The sequence below is a fragment of the Geminicoccus harenae genome, assembly GCF_019800005.1.
Taxonomy (GTDB): domain Bacteria; phylum Pseudomonadota; class Alphaproteobacteria; order Geminicoccales; family Geminicoccaceae; genus Geminicoccus; species Geminicoccus harenae.
Genome location: NZ_JABGCL010000203.1, coordinates 1 through 799 on the forward strand (window position 1 = coordinate 1; position 799 = coordinate 799).

Sequence of the window (799 nt, forward strand, 5' to 3'; positions counted from 1 at the left end):
TTAGTCAATTATGTGATAATGGTTATTATGTGAATTTTACATCAAATTCTTGTAATATTTTAAATAAAAACAAAAACAATATCCTTGTTGCAAATCGTTTTGGAAATGTTTACATCACATGTTTTGAAAATTTAACATCTCAAGATGTAACATGTTTTTCGGCTTTACAAGAAGCAAATTGGCTATGGCATAGAAGACTTGGGCATGCTAATATGGATTTACTTCAAAAGCTTTCTAGAAATAATCTTGTTGTAGGCTTGCCCAAAGCTAATTTTTCAAAAGACAAAATTTGTGATGCATGCCAATTTGGAAAACAAATCAAAACTAGTTTTAAAACCAAAGCGCATATATCTACATCTAGGCCTTTGGAGTTGTTACATCTTGATTTGTTTGGACCAAATGATATAGAAAGTCTTGGTGGTAAACTCTATGCCTTTGTTATAGTTGATGATTATTCAAGATATACATGGGTTTTATTCCTTGCTCACAAGAGTGATGCTAGTGGCGAATTTATTAAATTATGCAAAAGAATTGAAAAAGAACAAGGTCACTCCATCATTAGTGTGAGAAGTGATAGGGGTAGAGAGTTTAAAAATCAAGACATCGAAAATTTTTGTGATGAACAAGGATACTCACATAATTTTTCAGCTCCAAGAACTCCACAACAAAATGGAGTGGTTGAAAGGAAGAATCGTTCATTACAAGAGATGGGTAGAACCATGCTTAATGAACATAAAATTCCTAGAACCTTTTGGGCGGAAGCGATTAACACCGCTTGCTATGTGGGAAATAGAGTGGT

1 protein-coding gene is annotated in these 799 nt (G+C 33.0%); it reads left to right on the forward strand.

Annotation, left to right across the window (positions count from 1 at the left end):
• Positions 1-799, forward strand: a 799-nt coding sequence (locus HLA95_RS30375; RefSeq protein WP_222185165.1) for a DDE-type integrase/transposase/recombinase, incomplete at both ends; no start/stop codon positions are given.